The organism is Trinickia sp. Y13 (assembly GCF_029522115.1).
Lineage (GTDB): Bacteria > Pseudomonadota > Gammaproteobacteria > Burkholderiales > Burkholderiaceae > Trinickia.
In genome coordinates this window covers 1-18,348 of sequence record NZ_JAKWFK010000031.1, presented here as the reverse complement: position 1 = coordinate 18,348, position 18,348 = coordinate 1, and the positions used below count along the sequence as shown (strand labels likewise).

13 protein-coding genes, 1 tRNA gene and 1 pseudogene are annotated in these 18,348 nt (G+C 61.1%); all 15 read left to right on the top strand.

The annotated features are described in order from the left end of the window. A pseudogene (locus MMB74_RS26990) lies at window positions 1–127 on the top strand (elongation factor Tu); the annotation flags it as partial. Window positions 128–189: 62 nt separating this feature from the next. Next, a tRNA-Trp gene (locus MMB74_RS26985) sits at window positions 190–265 on the top strand. A gap of 35 nt (window positions 266–300) precedes the next feature. Then, window positions 301–681, top strand: coding sequence for a preprotein translocase subunit SecE (secE, locus tag MMB74_RS26980; protein WP_277431666.1), 381 nt, complete (start codon window positions 301–303; stop codon window positions 679–681). Window position 682: 1 nt separating this feature from the next. Then, window positions 683–1,240 (top strand): transcription termination/antitermination protein NusG, encoded by a 558-nt coding sequence (nusG, locus tag MMB74_RS26975; protein ID WP_102611112.1) that lies wholly within the window; start codon window positions 683–685, stop codon window positions 1,238–1,240. A 155-nt stretch (window positions 1,241–1,395) separates the two neighbouring features. Further along, the gene (rplK, locus tag MMB74_RS26970; RefSeq protein ID WP_102611111.1) at window positions 1,396–1,827 is read left to right on the top strand and encodes a 50S ribosomal protein L11; all 432 of its coding nucleotides are present in this window, start codon (window positions 1,396–1,398) and stop codon (window positions 1,825–1,827) included. After that, window positions 1,828–2,526, top strand: a complete 699-nt coding sequence (rplA, locus tag MMB74_RS26965) for a 50S ribosomal protein L1 (protein WP_277431665.1) — start codon at window positions 1,828–1,830, stop codon at window positions 2,524–2,526. Between the two features lie 312 nt (window positions 2,527–2,838). After that, a complete protein-coding gene (gene rplJ / locus MMB74_RS26960) occupies window positions 2,839–3,336 on the top strand; it encodes a 50S ribosomal protein L10 (RefSeq protein ID WP_102611108.1) in 498 nt (165 codons plus the stop codon). Window positions 3,337–3,414: 78 nt separating this feature from the next. Next, a complete protein-coding gene (gene rplL / locus MMB74_RS26955) occupies window positions 3,415–3,792 on the top strand; it encodes a 50S ribosomal protein L7/L12 (protein WP_035988792.1) in 378 nt (125 codons plus the stop codon). Window positions 3,793–4,175: 383 nt separating this feature from the next. Beyond that, window positions 4,176–8,282: a DNA-directed RNA polymerase subunit beta gene (gene rpoB / locus MMB74_RS26950; protein ID WP_277431664.1), complete on the top strand. Its 4,107-nt coding sequence runs from the start codon at window positions 4,176–4,178 to the stop codon at window positions 8,280–8,282. Window positions 8,283–8,303: 21 nt separating this feature from the next. Further along, window positions 8,304–12,563: a DNA-directed RNA polymerase subunit beta' gene (gene rpoC / locus MMB74_RS26945; protein WP_277431663.1), complete on the top strand. Its 4,260-nt coding sequence runs from the start codon at window positions 8,304–8,306 to the stop codon at window positions 12,561–12,563. 243 nt (window positions 12,564–12,806) lie between these two features. Then, a complete protein-coding gene (gene recQ / locus MMB74_RS26940) occupies window positions 12,807–14,654 on the top strand; it encodes a DNA helicase RecQ (protein WP_277431662.1) in 1,848 nt (615 codons plus the stop codon). A 255-nt stretch (window positions 14,655–14,909) separates the two neighbouring features. Further along, window positions 14,910–15,290, top strand: coding sequence for a 30S ribosomal protein S12 (gene rpsL / locus MMB74_RS26935; protein ID WP_102611100.1), 381 nt, complete (start codon window positions 14,910–14,912; stop codon window positions 15,288–15,290). A gap of 172 nt (window positions 15,291–15,462) precedes the next feature. Further along, the gene (rpsG, locus tag MMB74_RS26930) at window positions 15,463–15,933 is read left to right on the top strand and encodes a 30S ribosomal protein S7 (RefSeq protein WP_008343817.1); all 471 of its coding nucleotides are present in this window, start codon (window positions 15,463–15,465) and stop codon (window positions 15,931–15,933) included. A gap of 121 nt (window positions 15,934–16,054) precedes the next feature. Beyond that, window positions 16,055–18,157: an elongation factor G gene (gene fusA / locus MMB74_RS26925; RefSeq protein ID WP_277431661.1), complete on the top strand. Its 2,103-nt coding sequence runs from the start codon at window positions 16,055–16,057 to the stop codon at window positions 18,155–18,157. Window positions 18,158–18,200: 43 nt separating this feature from the next. Continuing rightward, on the top strand, window positions 18,201–18,348 hold a 148-nt coding region (locus MMB74_RS26920), incomplete at its 3' end, for a GTP-binding protein (protein WP_238272018.1).

Below are 18,348 nucleotides of genomic sequence, written 5' to 3'. Positions count from 1 at the left end.
GGGCGACAACGTGGCAATCACGGTCAAGCTGATCGCCCCGATCGCCATGGAAGAAGGCCTGCGCTTCGCCATTCGCGAAGGCGGTCGTACCGTCGGCGCCGGTGTCGTGGCCAAGATCATCGAGTAAGCCAGTTATTCTCGTTGATCGGTTGTTTCGGGGTTGGCTGTAGGGCCAACCCCAAATGGTTTAGGGGTATAGCTCAACTGGCAGAGCGTCGGTCTCCAAAACCGAAGGTTGGGGGTTCGATTCCCTCTGCCCCTGCCAAAATTCTGCGTCGAACAGGCGCAAGTTAGGGTGTTATGGCGAATCCTTCCGTCGAAGCTGTGGATACTTCCAGCGACAAGTTGATGGTTATCGCGGGCGTATTGCTGGTCTTGGCCGGATTCGTGGGTTTCTTCTGGCTGAGCGGCCAGGAATGGTACGTGCGCGGCGCGGCGCTTTTGGTTGGCGTCGTTGCTGGTGTTGTAGTTGGTCTCCTGTCCTCCCCCGGTAAGAGCTTCATCGCTTTCGCCAAGGATTCCTACAAAGAAGTCCGCAAGGTCGTTTGGCCGACTCGCAAGGAAGCAACGCAAACCACACTCGTCGTTTTCGGCTTCGTGCTGGTGATGGCGGTACTGCTGTGGATCAGCGATAAATCCATCGAATGGGTCATTTTCTCGGCGATTCTGGGTTGGAAATGATATGAGCGATACTCCGGCATCCCCGAGCGGTAAACGTTGGTATGTGGTCCATGCCTATTCGGGCATGGAGAAAAGCGTGCAGCGAGCGCTCCAAGAGCGTATCGAGCGCGCCGGCATGCAAGACAAGTTCGGCCAGATCCTCGTTCCGACCGAGGAAGTTGTGGAAGTGAAGGGCGGTCACAAGTCGGTGACCGAGCGTCGATTCTTCCCCGGCTATGTTCTCGTCGAAATGGAAATGACCGATGAAACCTGGCACCTCGTCAAGAACACGGCGAAGGTAACGGGGTTCATCGGCGGCACGCGCAACAAGCCGAGCCCGATTTCCCCCCGGGAAGTCGAGAAGATCATGTCGCAGATGCAAGAAGGCGTCGAGAAGCCCCGGCCGAAGACGCTGTTCGAAGTGGGCGAGATGGTCCGCGTCAAAGAAGGCCCGTTCACGGACTTCAATGGCAGCGTCGAGGAAGTGAACTACGAGAAATCGCGTGTGCGCGTCTCGGTCACGATCTTCGGGCGTGCCACGCCTGTCGAATTGGAATTCGGGCAGGTCGAAAAGCTGTAACTCATTCCAGCGGGTCGCCCGGTAGCGGGCGGTCCGCTTTCGCGCTTACGGTCCGCGTAATGGCCGTTGAGGAGCGCCAGTAATCGCAAGGCTGATCGCGGTGAACGCGCGCTACTACTCACCGAACGCTCACGCGTTCCAACGAGGTTTTCGACATGGCAAAGAAAATCATCGGCTTTATCAAGCTGCAGATCCCTGCAGGTAAAGCCAACCCGTCGCCGCCGGTCGGTCCGGCACTGGGCCAGCGCGGCCTGAACATCATGGAGTTCTGCAAGGCGTTCAACGCGCAGACCCAAGCGATGGAACCGGGCCTGCCCGTTCCCGTCGTGATCACCGCGTTTGCCGACAAGAGCTTCACGTTCGTCCTCAAGACGCCCCCCGCTACCGTCCTCATCAAGAAGGCAGCGAAGATCGACAAGGGCTCGAGCAAGCCGCACACCGACAAGGTGGGCAAGATCACGCGCGCACAAGCCGAAGACATCGCCAAGGCGAAGATGCCTGACCTTACGGCGGCCGACTTGGACGCCGCGGTTCGTACGATCGCCGGCAGCGCCCGCTCGATGGGCATCACCGTGGAGGGCGTGTAAATGGCTAAGGTTTCCAAGCGTCTGCAAGCATTCGCAAATAAGATCGATCGCCAAAAGCTGTACCCGGTCGATGAAGCGCTGTCGCTCGTGAAGGGATGCGCCACGGCAAAGTTCGACGAGTCGATCGACGTCGCCGTTCAGCTCGGTATCGATGCGAAGAAGTCGGATCAGGTCGTTCGCGGCTCGGTCGTGTTGCCTGCGGGTACCGGTAAGTCGGTTCGCGTCGCTGTGTTCGCGCAAGGCGAAAAGGCTGAGCAAGCCCGCGCCGCTGGCGCTGAAATCGTCGGCATGGAAGACCTCGCCGAGCAGATCAAGGGCGGCAATCTGAATTTCGACGTCGTGATCGCCTCCCCGGACACGATGCGCGTCGTCGGTACATTGGGTCAGATCCTCGGCCCGCGCGGCTTGATGCCGAACCCGAAGGTCGGGACGGTCACCCCCGATGTCGCCACGGCGGTCAAGAACGCCAAGGCGGGTCAGGTGCAGTTCCGCGTCGACAAGGCAGGCATCATCCACGCGACGATCGGCCGTGCCTCGTTCGAACCGGCAGCCCTGCGGACGAACCTGTCGGCGCTGGTCGAAGCGTTGCAGAAGGCAAAGCCCGCGACGAGCAAGGGTGTGTATCTGCGCAAGATCGCTCTGTCGAGCACGATGGGCGTGGGCGTGCGTGTCGACCAAGGGTCGCTCGCAGCGCAGTAAGAGAATCAATCGCGCCGCGGTCCGCAGTTTCGGTCGCGGCGGTATGAAAGGGCTTTGGGCGGTCGCGGGGAGCGTCGAGCTTCACGCGACCGGTTGTCAAAGACCGTTGGCGGACACGCAGCAGTCAGGCGTTTCCTTAATGCGAGCCAACGCAGATGGCGAACCCGAAAAAGTTTTGCAGTCATTGAGTTCATGGGCGTTGCGCAGCGATGCGCGCCGCCGATGGTCGAAATACTCCTAACCCTCGGACGCCGTTGTTGAACGCGGTGTATCGGGCTTAGCCGTTCGATACATCGAATCTGGAGGTTAACCGTGCCACTGAACAAAGAAGATAAGCAGGCCGTCGTGGCTGAGGTTTCCGCGCAAGTCGCGAAGGCCCAGACCATGGTGTTGGCCGAGTATCGTGGGATCACGGTTGGCGATCTGACGAAGCTGCGTGCGAAAGCACGCGAGCAGCAGGTGTACCTGCGCGTGTTGAAGAACACGCTGGCGCGTCGCGCCGTCGAAGGTACCCCGTTCGCTCCGTTGGCCGAGCAGATGACCGGTCCTCTGATCTACGGCATCTCGGAAGATGCCATTGCCGCCGCCAAAGTCGTCAACGACTTCGGCAAAAGCAATGACAAGTTGATCATCAAGGCTGGCTCATACGAAGGCAAGGTGATGGACAAGGCTGGCGTGCAAGCGCTTGCCAACATCCCGAGCCGTGAGGAACTGCTCTCCAAGCTGTTGTTCGTCATGCAAGCGCCTGTTTCGGGCTTTGCGCGCGCGCTCGCCGCGCTCGCCGAGAAGAAGCAGGGCGAAGCTGCCTAAGCAGGCGGTGCATGGCGCACTCCAGTCGAGCGTAACCGGTCGCTGGCTGTATCCGAATTCAATTTAGGAGTATTTCAAATGGCAATCGCAAAAGAAGACATCCTCGAAGCCGTTGGCGCGATGTCGGTTCTGGAACTGAACGAACTCGTCAAGGCGTTCGAAGAGAAGTTCGGCGTGTCGGCAGCTGCTGTGGCAGTGGCTGGCCCGGCGGGCGCTGGCGGCGGCGCAGCTGCTGCCGAAGAGCAAACGGAATTCACCGTGATCCTGACCGAAACGGGCGCCAACAAGGTTTCCGTCATCAAGGCCGTTCGCGAACTGACGGGTCTCGGCCTGAAGGAAGCGAAGGATCTGGTCGACGGCGCACCGAAGCCCGTGAAGGAAGCGGTGCCCAAGGCTGCTGCTGAAGAAGCGAAGAAGAAGCTGGAAGAAGCTGGCGCGAAGGCTGAAATCAAGTAAAGCCCCTCGCGTTGAGCGCAGGCTGGCGGTTTTCCACCGCCAGCCTTTTTGTGCTTTTGTGGGACTTTGTTTTTGCCCCGCGTTTCGAGGCGGGAAACATGGCCCCAGAGGCCAAAGAAAATTGCCCTTGCTCGCACCTTCGGGTGTCGATCGACCGGCACTTCTCTTTGTCTTCTGAAGCGACTGCAGAAGGCAAGTTTGGTCGGGTAGCGGGCAACATTGGCATCCGCTGCCGTCAGCCAGCGGTTGGTAGCGGCCAACCACCAAGCTTCTAGGCTCGTTCAAGCCTCAGGACGGCCATCGGGTCTCAGTCGGTGAACACTCGGGTTGTCTCATCCTGGCGCCTTGCCTCGACACCATGCCCGCCGTGATTCGGAGATCGTATGCAATATTCCTTCACCGAGAAGAAGCGCATTCGTAAGAGTTTTGCGAAGCGCCCCATCGTTCACCAAGTACCTTTCCTGCTGGCCACCCAGCTTGAATCATTCAGCACGTTTCTGCAAGCTGACGTACTCGCAAATGCTCGCAAACCCGAAGGTTTGCAGGCCGCGTTCACGTCCGTTTTCCCCATCGTCTCGCACAACGGTTTCGCGCGCCTGGAGTTCGTGAGCTACGCGTTGTCGCCGCCGGCGTTCAACATCAAGGAATGCCAGCAGCGCGGTCTCACCTATTGCTCGGCCTTGCGCGCCAAGGTGCGCCTGGTGTTGCTCGACAAGGAATCGCCGAGCAAGCCCGTCGTCAAGGAAGTGAAGGAGCAGGAAGTCTACATGGGCGAAATTCCGCTCATGACGCCCACCGGCTCGTTCGTCATCAACGGCACCGAGCGTGTCATCGTCTCGCAGCTGCACCGCTCGCCTGGCGTGTTCTTCGAGCACGACAAGGGCAAGACGCATAGCTCGGGCAAGCTGCTGTTCTCGGCGCGGATCATTCCTTACCGCGGCTCGTGGCTCGACTTCGAATTCGACCCGAAGGACGTCCTCTATTTCCGCGTCGATCGTCGCCGCAAGATGCCGGTCACGATCCTGCTGAAAGCGATTGGCCTGACGCCGGAGCAGATCCTCGCCAACTTCTTCGTCTTCGACAACTTCACGTTGATGGGCGAAGGCGCGCAGATGGAGTTCGTCCCCGAACGCCTGCGCGGCGAAGTCGCGCGCTTCGACATTACCGACCGCGACGGCAACGTCATCGTCCAGAAGGACAAGCGGATCAACGCCAAGCATATTCGCGACCTCGAGAACGCCAAGACGAAGTTCATCTCGGTGCCCGAGGACTATTTGCTCGGCCGCGTCCTGGCGAAGAACGTCATCGATAGCGAAACGGGCGAAGTCATCGCGAACGCGAACGAGGAAATCACCGAAGGCACGCTCGAGAAGTTGCGCGAAGCCAAGGTGAAGGACATCCAGACGCTCTACACGAACGATCTCGATCAAGGTCCGTACATCTCGTCCACGTTGCGTATCGACGAAACGACCGATAAGACGGCCGCGCGCATTGCGATCTACCGCATGATGCGTCCGGGCGAGCCGCCGACCGAAGAAGCGGTCGAGGCATTGTTCAACCGTCTGTTCTACAGCGAGGACGCGTACGACCTGTCCAAGGTCGGCCGCATGAAGTTCAACCGCCGCGTGGGCCGTGACGAGATCACGGGGCCGATGACGCTGCAGGACGACGACATCCTCGCCACCATCAAAATCCTCGTCGAGCTGCGCAACGGCAAGGGCGAAGTGGATGACATCGACCACCTCGGCAACCGTCGCGTGCGCTGCGTGGGCGAGCTCGCGGAAAATCAATTCCGCGCCGGCCTCGTGCGCGTCGAACGCGCGGTGAAGGAACGCCTCGGCCAAGCCGAAAGCGAAAACCTGATGCCGCACGACCTGATCAACTCGAAGCCGATTTCGTCGGCGATTCGCGAGTTCTTCGGTTCGTCGCAGTTGTCGCAGTTCATGGACCAAACGAACCCGCTGTCGGAAATCACGCACAAGCGCCGTGTTTCCGCATTGGGCCCGGGCGGTTTGACGCGCGAGCGCGCAGGCTTCGAAGTGCGCGACGTGCATCCGACCCACTACGGCCGCGTGTGCCCGATCGAAACGCCGGAAGGCCCGAACATCGGCCTCATCAACTCGCTCGCGCTATACGCGCACCTGAACGAGTACGGCTTCCTCGAAACGCCGTACCGCAAGGTAGTCGACGGCAAGGTCACCGATCAAATCGACTATCTGTCGGCGATCGAAGAAGGCCGCTACGTGATCGCGCAGGCGAACGCGGCGGTGGCCGACGACGGCACCCTCACCGACGAACTCGTCTCCTCGCGTGAAGCGGGCGAAACGCTGATGGTCACGCCGGACCGCATCCAGTACATGGACGTGGCGCCGTCGCAGATCGTCTCGGTCGCAGCCTCGCTGATCCCGTTCCTCGAGCACGACGATGCGAACCGCGCATTGATGGGCTCGAACATGCAGCGTCAAGCGGTGCCGTGTCTGCGTCCGGAAAAGCCAGTCGTCGGGACGGGCATCGAACGTACGGTGGCGGTCGACTCCGGCACGACCGTGCAAGCGTTGCGCGGCGGCGTCGTCGATTATGTCGACGCGGGCCGTATCGTCATTCGCGTGAACGATGAGGAAGCCGTCGCCGGTGAAGTTGGCGTCGACATCTACAACCTGATCAAGTACACGCGTTCGAACCAGAACACGAACATCAACCAGCGTCCGATCGTGAAGGTCGGCGATATGGTGTCGCGCGGCGACGTTCTGGCCGACGGCGCGTCGACCGACCTGGGCGAGCTCGCGCTCGGCCAGAACATGCTCGTCGCGTTCATGCCGTGGAACGGCTACAACTTCGAGGATTCGATCCTGATCTCCGAGAAGGTCGTGGCCGACGATCGCTATACGTCGATCCACATCGAAGAGCTCAACGTCGTCGCTCGCGACACGAAGCTCGGGCCTGAGGAAATCACGCGCGACATCTCGAACCTGGCCGAAGTGCAATTGGGCCGTCTCGACGAGTCGGGCATCGTCTACATCGGCGCCGAGGTCGAAGCGGGCGACGTGCTCGTCGGCAAGGTCACGCCGAAGGGCGAAACGCAGTTGACGCCGGAAGAGAAGCTCTTGCGCGCGATCTTCGGCGAGAAGGCATCCGACGTGAAGGACACGTCGCTGCGCGTGCCCTCGGGCATGAGCGGCACGGTCATCGACGTGCAGGTGTTCACGCGCGAAGGCATTCAGCGCGACAAGCGGGCGCAACAAATCATCGACGATGAATTGAAGCGCTATCGCCTCGACTTGAACGACCAGCTGCGTATCGTCGAAGGCGACGCGTTCCAGCGTTTGGCGCGCATGCTCGTCGGCAAAGTGGCGAACGGCGGTCCGAAGAAGCTCGTCAAGGGCACGAAGATCGACCAAGCGTACCTGGAAGATCTCGACCACTATCACTGGTTCGACATTCGTCTGGCCGATGAAGAGGCCGCCGCTCAGCTCGAAGCGATCAAAGATTCGATCGAGCAGAAGCGCCACCAATTCGATCTGGCTTTCGAAGAAAAGCGCAAGAAGCTCACGCAAGGCGACGAGTTGCCCCCGGGCGTGCTGAAGATGGTCAAGGTGTACTTGGCCGTCAAGCGCCGCCTGCAGCCTGGCGACAAGATGGCCGGCCGTCACGGTAACAAGGGTGTGGTGTCGAAGATCGTTCCGATCGAAGACATGCCGTACATGGCCGATGGCCGTCCCGCCGACGTCGTGCTCAATCCGCTCGGCGTGCCGTCGCGGATGAACGTGGGCCAGGTGCTGGAAGTGCATCTGGGCTGGGCGGCGAAGGGTCTCGGGTGGCGTATCGGCGAAATGCTGCAGCGTCAGGCGAAGGTCGAAGAGCTGCGCGTATTCCTGACCAAGCTTTACAACGAGTCTGGCCGCGCGGAGGAACTCGAAAGCTTCTCGGACGACGACATCATCGAATTGGCGAAGAACCTGCGCGAAGGCGTGCCGTTCGCGACGCCGGTGTTCGACGGCGCGACCGAAGAGGAAATGTCGAAGATGCTCGACCTCGCCTTCCCGGACGACATCGCGCAGAACCTCGGCATGACGAAGTCGAAGAACCAGGTGCGTCTGTGCGACGGCCGTACGGGTGAGCCATTCGAGCGTACGGTCACCGTGGGCTACATGCACTACCTGAAGCTGCACCACTTGGTGGACGACAAGATGCACGCGCGTTCGACGGGCCCGTACTCGCTCGTGACGCAGCAGCCGCTCGGTGGTAAGGCGCAATTCGGTGGTCAGCGCTTCGGTGAAATGGAAGTGTGGGCGCTCGAAGCGTATGGCGCTTCGTATGTGCTGCAGGAAATGTTGACGGTGAAGTCCGATGACGTGACGGGCCGGACGAAGGTGTACGAGAACCTCGTCAAGGGCGACCACGTGATCGACGCGGGCATGCCGGAATCCTTCAACGTGTTGGTGAAGGAAATCCGCTCGCTCGGCATCGACATCGATCTCGACCGCAACTAATCGGACTACGGAGAGAAGGCAATGAAAGCTCTGCTCGATCTATTCAAGCAAGTCCAACAAGAAGAAGTTTTCGACGCGATCAAGATCGGTCTGGCCTCGCCGGACAAGATTCGCTCGTGGTCGTTCGGCGAAGTCAAGAAGCCCGAGACGATCAACTATCGTACGTTCAAGCCCGAGCGCGACGGCTTGTTCTGCGCGAAGATCTTCGGGCCGATCAAAGACTACGAATGCTTGTGCGGCAAGTACAAGCGCCTGAAGCATCGTGGCGTGATCTGCGAGAAGTGCGGCGTCGAAGTGACGCTCGCCAAGGTGCGCCGCGAGCGCATGGGCCACATCGAACTGGCTTCGCCCGTTGCGCATATTTGGTTCTTGAAGTCGTTGCCGTCGCGTCTGGGCATGGTGCTCGACATGACGTTGCGCGACATCGAGCGCGTGCTGTACTTCGAAGCCTACGTGGTGATCGATCCGGGCATGACGCCGCTCAAGGCGCGTCAGATCATGACCGAAGAGGATTACTACAACAAGGTCGAAGAGTACGGTGACGAATTCCGCGCCGAGATGGGCGCGGAAGGCGTGCGCGAGCTGCTGCGCGCGATCAACATCGACGAACAGGTCGAGACGCTGCGCACCGAGCTCAAGAACACGGGCTCGGAAGCGAAGATCAAGAAGTTCGCCAAGCGCCTGAAAGTGCTCGAGGCTTTCCAACGTTCGGGCATCAAGCCCGAATGGATGGTGCTCGAAGTGCTGCCGGTGCTGCCGCCCGAGTTGCGTCCGCTCGTGCCGCTCGACGGCGGCCGTTTCGCCACGTCGGATTTGAACGACCTCTATCGTCGCGTCATCAACCGGAACAACCGGTTGAAGCGTCTGCTCGAGCTCAAGGCGCCTGAGATCATCGTTCGCAACGAAAAGCGGATGCTGCAGGAAGCCGTCGACTCGCTGCTCGATAACGGTCGCCGCGGTAAGGCGATGACCGGTGCGAACAAGCGTCCGCTCAAGTCGCTCGCCGACATGATCAAGGGCAAGGGCGGCCGCTTCCGTCAGAACTTGCTTGGTAAGCGCGTCGACTACTCGGGCCGTTCGGTCATCGTGGTGGGTCCGACGCTGAAGCTGCATCAGTGCGGTTTGCCCAAGCTGATGGCGCTCGAGTTGTTCAAGCCATTCATCTTCAACAAGCTGGAAGTGATGGGCGTGGCAACGACCATCAAGGCGGCGAAGAAGGAAGTCGAGAACCAAACGGCGGTGGTGTGGGACATCCTCGAAGAGGTGATCCGCGAGCATCCCGTGATGCTCAACCGTGCACCTACGCTGCACCGTCTGGGCATTCAAGCGTTCGAGCCCGTGCTGATCGAAGGCAAGGCGATCCAACTGCACCCGCTCGTTTGCGCGGCGTTCAACGCCGACTTCGACGGCGACCAGATGGCCGTGCACGTGCCGCTGTCGCTCGAAGCGCAGATGGAAGCGCGCACGCTCATGCTGGCGTCGAACAACATCCTGTTCCCGGCCAACGGCGATCCGTCGATCGTGCCGTCGCAGGATATCGTGCTCGGCCTGTATTACGCGACGCGCGAAGCCGTCAACGGCAAGGGCGAAGGCATGACCTTCACGGGCGTATCCGAAGCGCTGCGCGCGTATGAGAACAAGGAAGTCGAGCTCGCCTCGCGCGTGAACGTGCGCATCACCGAAATGGTGGTGAACGAGGACACCTCGGAAGGGGCGCCGAAGTTCGTGCCGAAGATCTCGCTCTACGCGACGACGGTCGGCCGCTCGATTCTGTCCGAAATTCTGCCGCCGGGCCTGCCGTTCTCGGTGCTGAACAAGCCGCTCAAGAAGAAGGAAATTTCGCGCCTGATCAACACGGCGTTCCGCAAGTGCGGTCTGCGAGCGACGGTGGTCTTCGCCGATCAACTGATGCAGTCGGGCTTCCGCCTGGCGACGCGCGCCGGTATCTCCATCTGCGTCGACGACATGCTCGTGCCGCCGCAGAAGGAAGTGATCGTCGGCGACGCCGCGAAGAAGGTGAAGGAGTACGACCGTCAGTACATGTCGGGTCTCGTCACCGCGCAAGAACGTTACAACAACGTGGTCGACATCTGGTCAGCGACGTCGGAAGCGGTCGGCAAGGCGATGATGGAGCAGCTCTCGACCGAGCCCGTGATCGATCGCGACGGCAAGGAAGTGCGTCAAGAGTCGTTCAACTCGATCTACATGATGGCCGACTCGGGCGCTCGCGGCTCGGCGGTGCAGATTCGTCAGCTCGCCGGTATGCGCGGCCTGATGGCCAAGCCGGACGGCTCGATCATCGAGACGCCGATTACGGCGAACTTCCGCGAAGGCCTGAACGTGCTGCAGTACTTCATCTCGACGCACGGCGCGCGTAAGGGTCTGGCCGATACGGCGTTGAAGACGGCGAACTCGGGTTACCTGACGCGGCGTCTGGTCGACGTGACGCAAGATCTCGTGGTGACCGAAGAGGATTGCGGCACGAGCAACGGCGTGGCGATGAAGGCGCTCGTCGAAGGCGGTGAAGTCGTCGAAGCGTTGCGCGACCGGATTCTCGGCCGCGTGGCGACGGCCGACGTCGTCAACCCCGAGTCGCAAGAGACGCTTTACGAATCTGGCACGCTGCTCGATGAAACGGCCGTCGAAGAGATCGAGCGCCTGGGCATCGACGAAGTTCGCGTGCGCACGCCGCTCACCTGCGAAACGCGCTACGGCCTGTGCGCCTCGTGCTACGGTCGCGACCTGGGCCGCGGCTCGCTCGTGAACGTGGGCGAAGCGGTGGGCGTGATCGCGGCGCAATCGATCGGCGAACCTGGCACGCAGCTCACGATGCGTACGTTCCACATCGGTGGCGCGGCATCGCGTGCGGCGGTGGCTTCGTCCGTCGAAGCGAAGAGCAACGGCACGGTTCGCTTCACGGCGACGATGCGTTACGTCACGAATGCGAAGGGCGAGCAGATCGTCATTTCGCGTTCGGGCGAAGCGATGATCACGGACGACCACGGCCGCGAGCGCGAGCGTCACAAGGTGCCGTACGGCGCCACGCTGCTGCAACTCGACGGCGTGCAGGTGAAGGCCGGTACGCAGTTGGCGACGTGGGATCCGCTGACGCGTCCGATCATCACCGAGTACGGCGGTACGGTGAAGTTCGAGAACGTCGAAGAAGGCGTGACGGTTGCCAAGCAGATCGACGACGTGACGGGCCTTTCGACGCTCGTCGTGATCGACGTGAAGCGTCGCGGTTCGCAAGCGAGCAAGAGCGTTCGTCCGCAGGTGAAGTTGCTCGATGCGAGCGGCGAGGAAGTGAAGATCCCCGGTACCGAGCACTCAGTGCAGATCGGCTTCCAAGTCGGCGCGCTGATCACGGTGAAGGACGGCCAGCAAGTGCAGGTCGGTGAGGTGCTCGCGCGGATTCCGACGGAATCGCAAAAGACGCGTGACATTACCGGTGGTCTGCCGCGCGTGGCCGAGCTGTTCGAAGCGCGTTCGCCGAAGGATGCCGGCATTTTGGCGGAAGTCACGGGTACGGTCTCGTTCGGTAAGGACACGAAGGGCAAGCAGCGTCTCGTCATCACCGACCTCGAAGGCAACCAGCACGAGTTCCTGATCGCGAAGGAAAAGCAGGTGCTCGTTCACGACGGTCAAGTCGTCAACAAGGGCGAAATGATCGTGGACGGTCCGGCCGATCCGCACGACATCCTGCGTTTGCAGGGTATCGAAGCGCTGTCGCGTTACATCGTCGACGAAGTGCAGGACGTGTATCGACTGCAAGGCGTGAAGATCAACGACAAGCACATCGAAGTGATCGTGCGTCAGATGCTGCGCCGCGTGCAGATCACCGACAACGGCGATACGCGTTTCATCCCGGGCGAACAAGTCGAGCGGTCGGACATGCTCGACGAGAACGATCGGATGACTGCGGAAGACAAGCGTCCAGCTACGTACGAGAACGTCTTGCTCGGTATCACGAAGGCGTCGCTGTCCACGGATTCGTTCATCTCGGCGGCATCGTTCCAGGAAACGACGCGCGTGCTGACCGAGGCTGCGATCATGGGCAAGCGCGACGATCTGCGTGGCCTGAAGGAAAACGTGATCGTCGGCCGCTTGATCCCGGCCGGTACGGGCCTGTCGTTCCACAAGGCGCGCAAGGCGAAGGAATCGTCGGATCGCGAGCGATTCGATCAAATTGCTGCCGAAGAGTCGTTCGAGTTCGGTACGCCGGAAGCCCCGGCTGCCGAAACCCCGACCGACGAATCGCACCAGCAGCACTCGGCAGAGTAAGTCCGGGCGGCCTCGTGCCGCATTCGGATATGCTCCGCGCGGGCGCTACCAGCGCAAGAACCGCTCAGTTTCGACTGGGCGGTTTTTTTTTTGAGCAGAGCAATCGGAGGGCGTGCATGAGATCGCGCCGCGCGACGAGCGTTTTCGTCGACCGAACGGCCAACGTTTGCACGACGCGCGTCGCAGCGCCGACCCGATTGGTAGAATTGCGCTCATTCGCCGTTTGTCGTTTCAATCGCCTACATGTCGCGTGCTCTAGAAATTCTCAATGAAGTCTTCGGTTACCCCGCCTTCCGAGGGCAGCAGCGCGACATCGTCGAACATGTTGCCGAAGGGGGCGATTGCCTCGTGCTGATGCCTACGGGCGGCGGCAAATCGCTCTGCTATCAAATCCCGTCGCTCGTGCGGCGCGAAGCGGGGTTGGGCGCAGGGGTCGTCGTTTCGCCGCTGATCGCGCTGATGCAAGATCAGGTCGCAGCGCTGAAAGAAGTCGGGGTGCGCGCAGCCTATTTGAACTCCACGCTGACGGGCGCTGAGGCCGCGGCCACGGAGCGCGCGCTCCGTGACGGCGATCTCGATCTGCTCTACGTCGCGCCCGAGCGATTGATGACCCCGCGGTTTCTCGAGTTGCTCGAGCGCGCACGCATCGGTTTGTTCGCAATCGACGAAGCGCATTGCGTGTCCCAATGGGGGCACGATTTCCGACCTGAGTACATGCAGCTGTCGGTGCTGCATGAGCGTTTTCCATCGGTGCCGCGCATCGCGCTCACGGCCACCGCGGATGCGATCACGCGCGACGAGATCGTGCATCGCCTCGCGCTCGACGAGGCGCGCGTGTTCGTGTCGAGCTTCGATCGGCCCAACATTCGTTATCGCATCGTCGAGAAAGACAACGCGCGTTCGCAGTTGCTGGACTTCATTCGCGCCGAGCACACGAACGCGGACGGTACGACGGACGCGGGCGTGGTCTATTGCCTGTCGCGTCGCAAAGTCGAGGAGACGGCCGATTGGCTGAAGACGCAGGGCGTGCGCGCACTGCCTTATCACGCGGGGATGGATTTCGAAACGCGGCAGCGCCACCAAGAGATGTTCCAGCGCGAGGAAGGCGTGGTCATGTGCGCGACCATCGCCTTCGGTATGGGCATCGATAAGCCCGACGTGCGTTTCGTCGCGCATTTGGACTTGCCCAAAAGCGTCGAAGGCTACTACCAGGAGACGGGGCGCGCGGGACGCGATGGCCTGCCGGCGAATGCATGGATGGCGTACGGGCTCGGCGATGTCGTGCAACAGCGCAAGATGATCGACGAATCCGACGCCGACGAGACGCATAAGCGCGTGCAGACGGGCAAGCTCGACGCATTGCTCGGCTTGTGCGAGACCGCCGCCTGTCGGCGTGTGCGCTTGCTCTCGTATTTCGGCGAGGCGAGCGAACCATGCGGCAATTGCGACACTTGCCTTGAGCCGCCCGCGACGTGGGATGCTACGCGCGAAGCCCAAATGGCGCTCTCGTGTGTGTTTCGCGCGCGTCGGGCGAGCGGATTTCACTTTGGGGCAGGGCACCTGATCGACATTCTGCGCGGCAACCGCACTGAAAAGGTGCGCGAACGTGGGCATGATACGTTGAGCACCTTCGGCATCGGCGCCGAACTATCCGAGGCTGAATGGCGGGGCATATTCCGTCAGTTGGTGGCCTACCGGTACCTCACGGTCGATCATGATGGCTTCGGCGCGTTCGTGCTGACCGAAGCGAGCAAGCCGGTGCTCAAGGGCGAGGAATCGGTCACGCTGCGGCGCTACGTGAAGCCCACGCGTACTCGCCAAGCCTCGTCGCGTACGGGCGAGCGGGCGGATCCGACAGCCGGGCTCGGGCCGCGCGAACGCGCTCGCTGGGATCGGCTGCGCGCTTGGCGCACCGATACGGCAAAGCGCGATGGCGTGCCGGCCTATGTCATCTTTCATGACGCCACGCTGGCCGAGATCGCGCGGTCGGCGCCCGATACGATCGATGGTCTGCGACACATTCCCGGCATCGGGGCGCGCAAGCTGGAGCGATTCGGGGATGAATTGATCGAGGTTGTCGCGGCGGATTGACGGTTCGGGGCGACCCCAACTTTCTCGGCATTGGGCGTGTAACGCACGACGCAATCGCAGGGGCTCACGCAACCTATTGACGCGCTTGACCTTTTCGCATTATCATGCCGGGTTCCTGTTCTTGGCTCTTGGCCGAGGGTCCGTCCATGCGTGGGCGAACCGCGCCAAGGCCTTCGCGGGAAGTTTTGACACGCATCGCGCGCTGCTTTGCCCAGCGGGCGGTGCGGTGTTTTCGATCAATTTCAGGAATACACAATGCCAACCATCAATCAATTGGTTCGCAAAGGCCGTGAGTCGGAAACGACCAAAAGCAAGAGCCCGGCCTTGCAGGACTGCCCCCAGCGTCGCGGTGTGTGCACCCGTGTGTACACCACGACGCCGAAGAAGCCGAACTCGGCGCTGCGTAAGGTTGCCAAGGTTCGTCTGACGAACGGTTTCGAAGTTATTTCGTACATCGGTGGTGAAGGCCACAACCTGCAGGAACACTCGGTCGTGCTGATTCGTGGCGGCCGTGTGAAGGACTTGCCGGGTGTGCGTTACCACATGGTCCGCGGCTCGCTCGATACGCAGGGCGTCAAGGATCGTAAGCAAGCTCGCTCGAAGTACGGTGCGAAGCGCGCTAAGGCGGGTAAGTAAGCAGGCAGGTCAGTCGCCTGTCGGCGTAGTTTGGGCGGTGGTGCCGGAATCGCCGGTGCTGTCGAGTAAGTGGTCACCCGGCCAAGCTGGTTAGTCGTCAAAGATGGATCGGGTTAGTTGGTGGCCGCGGGGCTCCAGATGAGCTCCAACTGAAAAAGTCAAAGGAAGAAACATGCCGCGTCGTCGCGAAGTCCCCAAGCGGGAAGTATTGCCGGATCCGAAGTTCGGCAACGTAGATGTAGCTAAATTCATGAACGTGCTGATGCTCTCGGGCAAGAAGTCGGTGGCCGAGCGTATCGTTTATGGCGCTTTCGAACAGATCCAGACCAAGGGTGGCAAGGACCCGCTGGAAGTGTTCACGGTGGCGCTCAACAACGTCAAGCCGGTGGTCGAAGTGAAGAGCCGCCGCGTTGGTGGGGCGAACTACCAGGTTCCGGTCGAAGTGCGTCCGTCGCGTCGTATGGCATTGGCGATGCGTTGGTTGCGCGAGGCCGCGAAGAAGCGCAGCGAGAAGTCGATGGCTCTGCGTCTGGCCGGTGAACTGCAAGAAGCCGCGGAAGGCCGCGGCGGCGCGATGAAGAAGCGCGACGAAGTCCACCGGATGGCGGAAGCCAACAAGGCGTTCTCGCATTTCCGTTTCTAAGCCACGGCTTAAGCAACAGCGGAAAATTTCCGGGCGGGTGCGCTGTTTAAGCGCCTCGCCCGTTTGTGTTAGGGCGCGAAGGCAATCGATAACCTTCGCGCTATCCCAATAGAGGATCAAAGTGGCTCGTAAGACACCTATCGAGCGCTACCGCAACATCGGTATTAGCGCTCACATCGACGCCGGCAAAACGACGACGACCGAGCGCATCCTGTTCTATACCGGCGTGAATCACAAGATCGGTGAAGTGCACGACGGCGCGGCGACGATGGACTGGATGGAGCAAGAGCAAGAGCGCGGCATCACCATCACGTCCGCTGCAACCACGGCCTTCTGGAAGGGCATGGGCGGCAACTATCCGGAGCACCGGATCAACATCATCGACACCCCGGGTCACGTCGACTTCACGATCGAAGTGGAGCGCTCCATGCGCGTCCTCGACGGCGCGTGCATGGTCTACTGCGCCGTGGGCGGCGTGCAGCCGCAATCGGAAACGGTGTGGCGTCAGGCCAATAAGTACAAGGTGCCGCGTCTCGCGTTCGTCAACAAGATGGACCGTACCGGTGCGAACTTCTTCAAGGTCTACGACCAACTGAAGACGCGTCTGAAGGCCAACCCGGTGCCCGTCGTGGTGCCGATCGGTTCCGAAGAAAACTTCAAGGGCGTCGTCGACCTCCTGAAGATGCGCGCGATCATTTGGGACGAGGCGTCGCAAGGCACCAAGTTCGACTACGTCGATATCCCCGCAGAGCTCGTCGATACCTGCAACGAGTGGCGCGAGAAGATGATCGAATCGGCCGCCGAAGCCAGCGAAGAGCTGATGGAAAAGTACCTCGGCGGCGAAGAGCTGACCGAAGCCGAGATCGTCAAGGCGCTGCGCGATCGTACGATCGCGTGCGAAATCCAGCCGATGCTGTGCGGCACCGCGTTCAAGAACAAGGGCGTGCAGCGCATGCTCGACGCCGTGATCGATTTCCTGCCGTCGCCGGTCGATATTCCGCCGGTCAAGGGTGAGCTCGAAAACGGCGATGCGGCTGAGCGCAAGGCTGCCGACGACGAAAAATTCTCGGCGCTCGCGTTCAAGATCATGACGGACCCGTTCGTCGGCCAGTTGATCTTCTTCCGCGTGTACTCGGGCGTCGTCAACTCGGGCGACACGGTCCTGAATTCGACCAAGGACAAGAAGGAACGTCTGGGCCGGATTCTGCAGATGCACGCGAACCAGCGCGAAGAAATCAAGGAAGTGCGCGCCGGCGATATCGCCGCGGCGGTGGGATTGAAGGAAGCGACCACGGGCGACACGCTGTGCGATCCGGCTCACCCGATCGTGCTCGAGCGCATGGTGTTCCCGGAACCCGTGATTTCGCAAGCCGTCGAGCCGAAGACGAAGGCCGACCAGGAAAAGATGGGCCTCGCGCTCAATCGTCTGGCTCAGGAAGATCCGTCGTTCCGCGTCCAAACGGACGAGGAATCGGGTCAGACCATCATCTCGGGCATGGGCGAGCTGCACCTCGAAATTCTCGTCGACCGCATGAAGCGCGAGTTCGGCGTGGAAGCGACCGTCGGCAAGCCGCAAGTGGCGTATCGTGAAACGATTCGCTCGACGGCCGCCGATGTCGAAGGCAAGTTCGTCAAGCAATCGGGCGGCCGCGGCCAGTACGGTCACGCGGTCATCACGCTCGAGCCGAACGAACAAGGCAAGGGCTACGAGTTCCTCGACGAGATCAAGGGCGGTGTCATTCCGCGCGAATACATCCCCGCGGTCGACAAGGGTATTCAGGAAACCTTGAAGAGCGGCGTGTTGGCGGGCTTCCCCGTCGTCGACGTGAAGGTGCATTTGACGTTCGGTTCGTACCACGACGTGGACTCGAACGAAAACGCATTCCGTATGGCCGGTTCGATGGCGTTCAAGGACGCAATGCGCAAGGCGAGCCCCGTCATCCTCGAGCCGATGATGGCGGTCGAAGTCGAAACGCCGGAAGACTACATGGGCAACGTGATGGGCGACCTGTCGGGCCGTCGCGGTATCGTCCAGGGCATGGAAGACATGGTCGGCGGCGGAAAGATCGTTCGCGCCGAAGTGCCGCTGTCGGAAATGTTCGGCTACTCGACCTCGCTGCGTTCGCTCACGCAAGGTCGCGCGACGTACACGATGGAGTTCAAGCATTACTCCGAAGCGCCGCGCAACGTCGCTGAAGCGATCATCAGCGCGAAATCGAAGTAAGCCTCCCGGCTTTTTCATCGACTACTTTTGAAAGAAGAGAATCATGGCAAAAGGTAAATTCGAACGGACCAAGCCGCACGTGAACGTCGGCACGATCGGTCACGTGGATCATGGCAAGACGACGCTGACGGCGGCGATCACGACGGTGCTGACGGCGAAGTTCGGCGGCGAGGCGAAGGCGTACGACCAGA